Origin of the sequence: Microcoleus sp. PH2017_24_DOB_U_A (assembly GCF_020738205.1) — a bacterium.
In the GTDB taxonomy this organism is placed as follows: Bacteria; Cyanobacteriota; Cyanobacteriia; order Cyanobacteriales; family Microcoleaceae; genus Microcoleus.
Genome location: NZ_JAEQCT010000170.1, coordinates 1 through 7478, shown reverse-complemented (window position 1 = coordinate 7478; position 7478 = coordinate 1). Strand labels below are relative to the sequence as shown.

General features: G+C 47.0%; 7 protein-coding genes and 1 pseudogene. 2 read left to right on the top strand and 6 right to left on the bottom strand.

Going from position 1 to position 7478, the window contains the following annotated elements; genetic code table 11:
* Window positions 1–218: 218 nt before the first annotated feature.
* A pseudogene (locus tag JGK07_RS31875) lies at window positions 219–966 on the bottom strand (DUF928 domain-containing protein).
* A 161-nt stretch (window positions 967–1127) separates the two neighbouring features.
* Here JGK07_RS31875 and JGK07_RS31870 point away from each other — a divergent pair.
* Both JGK07_RS31870 and JGK07_RS31865 read left to right on the top strand, forming a co-directional pair.
* Entirely contained in the window at window positions 1128–1403 is a 276-nt protein-coding gene (locus JGK07_RS31870; RefSeq protein ID WP_366034572.1) for a hypothetical protein, read from the top strand.
* Window positions 1390–1836 (top strand): HNH endonuclease, encoded by a 447-nt coding sequence (locus JGK07_RS31865; RefSeq protein WP_293183517.1) that lies wholly within the window; start codon window positions 1390–1392, stop codon window positions 1834–1836. The genes JGK07_RS31870 and JGK07_RS31865 overlap by 14 nt, the downstream gene beginning before the upstream one ends.
* A gap of 37 nt (window positions 1837–1873) precedes the next feature.
* Here JGK07_RS31865 and JGK07_RS31860 read toward each other — a convergent pair whose 3' ends face one another.
* From JGK07_RS31860 to JGK07_RS31840, 5 genes are all read right to left on the bottom strand, one after another.
* Window positions 1874–3796 carry a CHASE2 domain-containing protein gene (locus tag JGK07_RS31860; RefSeq protein ID WP_293216148.1) on the bottom strand — a complete coding sequence of 641 codons (1923 nt, stop codon included), beginning with the start codon at window positions 3794–3796 and terminating at the stop codon, window positions 1874–1876.
* Between the two features lie 71 nt (window positions 3797–3867).
* The gene (locus JGK07_RS31855; protein ID WP_293196512.1) at window positions 3868–4539 is read right to left on the bottom strand and encodes a response regulator transcription factor; all 672 of its coding nucleotides are present in this window, start codon (window positions 4537–4539) and stop codon (window positions 3868–3870) included.
* Window positions 4540–4711: 172 nt separating this feature from the next.
* A complete protein-coding gene (locus JGK07_RS31850) occupies window positions 4712–4849 on the bottom strand; it encodes a hypothetical protein (protein ID WP_293183511.1) in 138 nt (45 codons plus the stop codon).
* A 172-nt stretch (window positions 4850–5021) separates the two neighbouring features.
* Complete coding sequence (hemB, locus tag JGK07_RS31845; protein WP_293216152.1) at window positions 5022–6056, bottom strand: porphobilinogen synthase; 1035 nt, start codon at window positions 6054–6056, stop codon at window positions 5022–5024.
* Window positions 6057–6130: 74 nt separating this feature from the next.
* Entirely contained in the window at window positions 6131–7360 is a 1230-nt protein-coding gene (locus JGK07_RS31840) for an FAD/NAD(P)-binding protein (protein ID WP_293216154.1), read from the bottom strand.
* Between the last annotated feature and the right edge of the window lie 118 nt (window positions 7361–7478).

The window sequence follows — 7478 nt, the reverse complement described above, 5'->3', positions numbered from 1 at the left end:
ATGGCTATTCCTATGGAGTTTAATTCAAGGCGACTGAAGTCGCAGCCGCTTTCCTCCCCATGTCTAAAGCCAGGGGCTTCTCGCTCGTTTTTTGGTGAAAAATGCGGAGGAATGTAAAAAACAACAGATAAAAAGCAAAAGGCGAGGGGAAACAGGAAGCCCGATCGCACCTCACAATTGAATTTAAACAGTTTTAGCGAGAAAGGCTGCATGGGATTTTAGGGTTTGGGTTGCGGGAGTTGGCGTTGTTGTTCGATCGCTCTTATTTGCTTCAATCGATCGCTCCAATCTTTCAAAGGTTGGGCTTCCGAATTAGCCAGAGAATCTAGCAATTCCAGCACAGCCGCTTGATTTTGAGAAGTCTCAGAGGCTTTGCGCGCTTCGGCGATCGCGTCATACCACAGCCCAGCCTTGGCATACAAGTCGATCCGCTGTTGGGGAGTTGGCGCGGCTGCAAGTTGAGTTTGCAACGATTCAGCAGGCTGCACCACTTGGATTTCTGCCGTCGCCACCACATTCCGCGAAGGAACATTCCGATCGCACAGCAACGCCCCACTGATAGGATTGCCCGATCGACAGTGGAGGCAGATTTGCCGGCAAAGCAACGGACATGATTCCTGGCTGACTCTCCATCTCGGTTCTGTAGAGTAGTTGGCCCGATCGAGTAAACAGCCTCAATTGCAACGGACGAGAAGTGCGATCGGGTACAAACCAGGTAAAAGTCGGATGCCCGGAAATCGTCTGTCCCATATGGCTAAACGGCACTAAGGCAGTTAATACCGCCGCTGAATCACCTTCACAACTGCCGCCGCGAGTGGTATTCGTGCCCGTTTCTTTCGGTTTAGAAGGGTTTGGAGGAGGAGTATATTTTGCCAGGGCTGCGATCGGAATCCAGAACGAAACACTCAGGATTAAACTCGCAATTCCCGCAGAGTAAATGGTTCGACGCTTCAATCCGTGAGTCATCATCTGAATCCTCTCTGTAACTATTTTCTACGGTAATCGACAATACACAAACATAATAGAGGACTGCCCGCAAACAAGACTTGCGGGAAGGTGCAAAGCATTGTTAAAGCGCGATCGCCCCTTCATATCAAGCTATAATCTCGTTAAAGCGCAGATTTTCAATGTCTTTCCACTCCCTTCTGGCAGAAGCAAACATGATTACGACTCTCAGTAAGCCGTCCTCACTCATTCATGAAATTCAGATTGAAAAGGTGGGAGATTGGACGCTATTCAAATTCACTGAATCTCTTCAACTCCGAATGGAAAGCCTGCTAGAAAAAAAGAAGGCGGATCAACTCACTCCAGATGAAGTTACAGAACTAGACGCGATCGGAGAGTTAGATCGAATTTTTACCTATATCAACGCTATGCTTGCTGCCCAAAATGCCAATCAGTGATGTAGCCAAACAAGCCATACGCAAAAGAGCCAGCTATTTGTGTGAATACTGTCATTCGCCAGAACGTCTGAGCGCAAATCGGTTCACATTTGATCACATTATCCCAAAATCTCTGGGTGGGCCTGACGAAATAGATAATCTTGCACTTGCCTGTCGTCGTTGTAATGAAAGACGGTATAACTTTGTGGCTGGAGTCGATCCAGAAACCCAGGAAATTGTCCCTATTTTCAATCCTCGTCAGCAGAAGTGGGAGGAACATTTTGTTTGGCTAGACAACGGAGTTGTGATTCAAGGGATTACACCCATCGGTCGAGCAACCTGCATCCGCCTTGATTTAAACGATACACGCTATCCAGATGATGATTCTATCCGAGCAACCAGACGATTTTGGATTCAAACGGGGTTGCATCCTCCAGCAAGCGATCTATCCTAGATTTTGAAGACCCGCACCCACGATCGCTTCTCGAAAATCACCAGAACCACCGCCGTTTGGCTGACCAACTTAACTCGCACACGGTTCCCTTCGGTACATTTTGATAGCGCCGAAACGTTCCACCTAATTGTTTAGCTAAATTGTTTGCCAATTGCGTTCCTAATCCTGAAGATTGAATGTTAGTGTTTGAATCTTGAATTGTCGCTTCTATTTCAGACAGTTTCCCATTGCCATTATCTACCACCCGAATTACTTGCCGATCGCCTTCTTGAGTGCAAATTACTGTCAACCGAGTGGTTTCAATCGCGTGTTTGCCGACATTGCAAAGCGCTTCTTCGAGAAAGCGGCAGAGTCCTCGTTTGTGTTCCAACCGCAGATGTTCGGTGTTCAAAGGATCGAACTGCACTATTTTGAATTTGATCGTTTGGAGGTAGGGCAGTTCTTGTTCGAGGGTGTTGGAATAGACTTTGTAGAGCAATTCATGCAACGGGGCTTGCAGGGCTAATTCGATCGCACTTCCCATTCGCAAATGCGGTTCATCGGCGATCGCATCTCGCTGCACCGATCCGTAAACTTCCCGTAATTCTTGATTCAGGCGTTGCAAATCCGTTAAAAATGATGGGGGTGGATCTTGCTCCTGAGCAGTTCTCAAAATCACTACCAATGTTTGTAAAGGCCCGCTATGAATCGCATTAAAAGTTTGCTCGATCGCAAATTGACGTTCTTCCAACCGCAGTCGCAATTCCTGCTGGTGGCGATAGAAGAGTGCCGCCGCCCGGCCAGCCCCATTTAGCACCAAAATCAGGAACACAGGTACGATCGGCATCCACCACCCCATCAAAATTAATCCGTAACAAATCGCGATCGAGCTAATACTGGCGATTAAGAGCCCCAACAAAATTTTCCACGGCGATCGCAGAAATCGCCCCAAACTCATCCCCAAGAGTCCCCAGACCCCAATCCAGAGAGTTTCCCAGTCATCTCCCCAAACCTGAATCAACGGTCTGCGATCGAGCACCGCGCTAATAATCTGGCTGGTTTCGTGGGCTTGCATTTCCACTCCGTAAATCCGTCCCGGATTGATGCCCGCGATCGCACCTGAACTTGCCAAATCCTTTGCACTAAAAGACATCATCCCAATCAGCACAATCTTGCCTCGAATCCAGTTTGGATCTACTTTTCCCGCCTTGATTTGTGCTAGAGAAATGACTCGAAAAGGTGCCAAACCGCTGCGAACATTCAGCAAAATCTGATTACCGCCTGCATCCGCCCCCACATATCCGCCAGAATTGGGCCGCATTCTGGTCAATTCAATATTGCCAAATCGCATCGCCTCTCGATCGCGAATTCCATTACCTGCCTTAATTCCTCGGTTTGCTAAATAGCGCTCAGCCAGACGGATTGCGAAGGAAAAACGGTATTCTTGGCGATCGTTGTAAGTGCCCAATAAACTGCGGCGCTGATAGCCATCCCCATCGAGGACGAAATCTGCAAAGCCAATTTGTTCCGATCGCAGTGCGGGTGGAGGTGCGACGATAAAGCCATTGCGATCGGGCAAAGCAATCTCCACTCCGATCGCATTCTTGCTGTTACGAAACACCGATGCTAGTTCAGCGTGGCCCGGTTCAACCGGAATATCGCGGACAATATCCAGCCCGATCGCGATCGGTTCATAAGTCTGCAATCGTTTGAGTAAATCGGCAATTTCGCGATCGGGAATCGGATAAGTTTTGGCGCGTTGAATATCTTCCTCAGTGATAGCGACGATCGCAATCCTTTCATCCATTGGCTCAGGAGGACGTAGCCGCAGAAATCGATCGAACGTCACCAACTCCAAAAACTGAAGCGCACCGGTCAATCGAGCGATCGTCACAGCGACAATCACCATCAACCCTGGAAGCGATCCTCGCCCCCAAGTCGCGAGTTCTGCTTTCACTGCTTGCCATCGATCGGGCTTCACTAATAGACCTCTACAATAATTATTGTGGAACAGGCATCTTGCCTGTTCGAGACTGGCTTTTTTGGAGAGGTCTAATCAATCAGTCCTTCTTCCCGAGCTCGAACTTCCGTTTGAATCCGCAGATTTTTGTCATCTTCGGGATAAACTTCTAGCACATCTCGAATCTTAGTCCAGTAGTATTGCACAGTGCGTTCGGAAACATTCATGCGTTTGGCGATCGCAATATCCTGCAAGCTCTCTTGAAAAGCAAATTGTAACACCTGCATCCAAGCAGGTTTGAGTTGCAGCCCATTGCGGATCTCTCTAGGAGTATAAATCCGCTCGTGCAGCGCCCAATCTACCATTGCCAGCAAGTCTTTCATCGGCTGACTCTTATCAACAACCGTGAATCCGCCCATGTGATTGTCGATCGACGGTTTCAGCCAAACCAATGTGCGAACATGGGCGCTTTGCACCACAATATTCAAACTCGGATAATGCTCCATCAGCGTTTTCAGGAGTTGAAGCCCTGAATTAGCCTGAGCAGTTTCGCCGATCGCCTCTGGCATCACCAAATCCACAATCACCAGATCCGGGACGATCTGCGCTACTTGCTGAAGGGCTTCCTGAGCCGTTGGAGCCGTCAGAATATCTGCCTGTGGATACTCCTGCCTTAAAATATTAAGCGTGCCGTCTAACACCATCGCATGGTCATCCACGACTAAAAAAGTTCGTTTGTCCGATCGAGGTAAAGTCTGGGGCATAGTTGATTCGTTGCCGCACAACATCATCATTGGATTTTAGATTTTAGATTTTAGATTTTAGATTTGTGACAAGCGTTGAAACTAGGGGATTCAAACTGCTGAAATTCTCATTCAAAATTTGTACTGAGTGAGGTCGAAGTATCCCAAATCCCAAATCGTCTCGGTCATCTTCTTACCATAGAGTAATTACCGGGCATCCGTCCTGCATCTGTCCGCCAAATGTGGTTGTGGAAGTCAGCAACCAGAATTGCACTAAAGCGCAGTTCTGTTGATTATGTTCCAAAATCTGCACTTCATCGAAATTATTCATCTCTCTCCTCTGCGCTCTCTGCGCTCTCTGTGGTTAAATCATTCCGATCCAAATTGATATTACGCACAGATCACTCGATCGGAGATTTGATTATATTTCCATCGTAATTCTCCCATAATTCTTGTGGAACAGACCGGAGAGCCTGTTCTTAAAAGCACTTAAAAAAAATCCCCTATTTCAACATCAAAGCAACTTCCTTAGCAAAATAAGTCAAAATCAAATCAGCACCAGCCCGTTTGATACTCATCAAAGTCTCCAAAATAATCCGATTTTCATCAATCCAACCCAACTTTCCAGCAGCTTTGATCATTGCATATTCGCCACTGACATTATAAGCAGCAACAGGTAAATTAGTTGCTTCCCGCACTTGGCAGATAATATCGAGATAAGCCAAAGCAGGTTTTACCATCACAATATCTGCACCTTCTGCGATATCCAAAGCAACTTCTTTCAGCGCTTCTTTAGCATTAGCAGCATCCATTTGATAAGTCTTTTTGTCTCCAAACTTTGGGGCAGAATCGAGGGCATCCCGAAACGGGCCATAATAAGCAGAGGCATATTTTGCTGAATAAGCCAGGATTGCTGTATCGATGTATCCTGCGGCATCTAAGGCTTTGCGAATTGCACCAATTCTGCCGTCCATCATGTCGGAAGGTGCGACCATATCTGCACCAGCGGCGGCTTGAGAAACTGCCATTTTTACTAACACTTCAACAGTCGGATCGTTGAGAATTTTACCGCTTTCATCAACTAAACCATCGTGTCCGTGTGATGTGAAAGGGTCGAGGGCTACGTCGGTAATTACTACTATTTCGGGGATGTTTTGTTTAATGGCTTTGACTGTTTGTTGAACCAATCCTTCTGGATTATAGCTTTCAGTTCCGGTGTCGTCTTTTTTGGTTTCTGAGATTACTGGGAAAAGGGCGATCGCACATATCCCCAAATTCCAACATTCGGCGATTTCTGTTAGCAATAAATCCAGGGAAAAGCGATAACAACCAGGCATCGAAGCAATCTCAACTTTTTGCCCTTCTCCTTCCATCACAAACATCGGATAGATGAGGTCGTCAACTGTCAGATGATTTTCCCGTACCATGCGACGCAAGCCAGGGGTGCGACGCAGGCGGCGGGGACGGATGGTGATGAGGGAGGGATTTTGATTATTCTCGGTGGGAAGGGCGGACTCGACGTTATTTGCGGATGACATAGGAACTAAAGTTGGCAAAGAATGATAATCATTATTATTGCATTGCCGTCGCCCAAATCTATATTTATTAGGAATTACCCAGCAATTCGAGCAAATGAAACCCTAGCCCTAGACTTAATTAAAGCTGGCACAATGCGCGAACTTGCCATCCTTGCACCGGAAAGATTTCGACCAACCGGCCCTACTTGCAAAGCGGCTAAACCACCCATAATAAATAACTCGCATCCTGGCCAACGCAAATACTCGTCCAAAACAGGCAATCCTTTAACTATTTTAGTTGGATAAGCTTCTAAAATTTCTGTCAGCAATGGTTCGGCTGTTACATCTAATTTTGTTCCTGTTGCTAACCAGATTCTATCAACGAATAGCTGATTTCCATCCTGACAGTAAACAGTCCATTGATTGTCATCCCATTTAACCTCAATAATTTGACATTCTGGGTGAAATTCAAGACACGAATCCCGCGAAATTCGACGCAATTGTGTCATAATTTCAGGAGTCATAGAGCCGCCGTTGCGAGCTTGTTGAATCATCTCCCACCGCTTCTCCCAGTCTGGTTCATTTTCAAAACCTTTGAGATATTTGGGCCCTAACCAACCCGGTTCGGCATCAAATAATTTTTCTTGTAACTTTCGTCTTGACATTAATATTACTTGGGCACCGCGCCCGATCGCACCTACTGCCAAATGTCCGCTAGTTAAACCGCCCCCAACGATTAAAATCCTTTCTCCCTGCAACTTTAATCCCTGCAAATTAACTTGATGGGAATGGCAAAGTTTGTCTGGTGGATAGGGCGTTTGAATTTGATTTGTCCACTCCGGTAGTTGGGGTTTACCGCCGCCTGTGGCGATCGCCACACGACGCGCAATCGCACTTTCTCCATCCTCAAACCAAAGCCGAAAATTCCCTTTCAACGGTTCAATCCGAGTTATTTTTGCCTTGATGACGCGATCGCCCAATTCCCATCTCTTAACCACATCGCCACAAAATTCCTTAAACAGCCGACTTCCTGGCAAATCGTAGGGCGCAAACAACTCGTTAGGGCGAGATTCGGCAAACCGTCGCAACTCAAAAGCATTGGGATCGGGATGGTGCACCGCAGGCGATCGCAAGTGTGGAATTTCCAAAGCCGCAAACTGCCTCTCCCACTGAGTTAGCCAGCCACCACTGGGGTCAAAAACCCAAAATTTGTCCCGCTTCTTCTGGCATTTTTGCAGCAAATGAGTAACCAGGGTTAAAGCGTGAGGCCCCGCCCCGACTACCGCTAAATCGATTTGCGATCGCGTAACACTGGTGATTTCCATTTCAGTTTAGATAAGATTTTTGGCGTTGCTGAACTAGGGTATGATGAAATGGTCGTCGGAGCGTCACAAATCACACACATTTAAAAGGAATATTATGCAATGCCCGGAATGTCAGTCT

What these genes read in the sequence shown, in the direction of transcription:
- JGK07_RS31855 (WP_293196512.1), bottom strand. Translation starts at nt 4,539, where the DNA reads ATGCCCCAGACTTTACCTCGATCGGACAAACGAACTTTTTTAGTCGTG.
- hemB (WP_293216152.1), bottom strand. Translation starts at nt 6,056, where the DNA reads ATGTCATCCGCAAATAACGTCGAGTCCGCCCTTCCCACCGAGAATAAT.
- JGK07_RS31840 (WP_293216154.1), bottom strand. Translation starts at nt 7,360, where the DNA reads ATGGAAATCACCAGTGTTACGCGATCGCAAATCGATTTAGCGGTAGTC.
- JGK07_RS31850 (WP_293183511.1), bottom strand. Translation starts at nt 4,849, where the DNA reads ATGAATAATTTCGATGAAGTGCAGATTTTGGAACATAATCAACAGAAC.
- JGK07_RS31870 (WP_366034572.1), top strand. Translation starts at nt 1,128, where the DNA reads ATGTCTTTCCACTCCCTTCTGGCAGAAGCAAACATGATTACGACTCTC.
- JGK07_RS31865 (WP_293183517.1), top strand. Translation starts at nt 1,390, where the DNA reads ATGCCAATCAGTGATGTAGCCAAACAAGCCATACGCAAAAGAGCCAGC.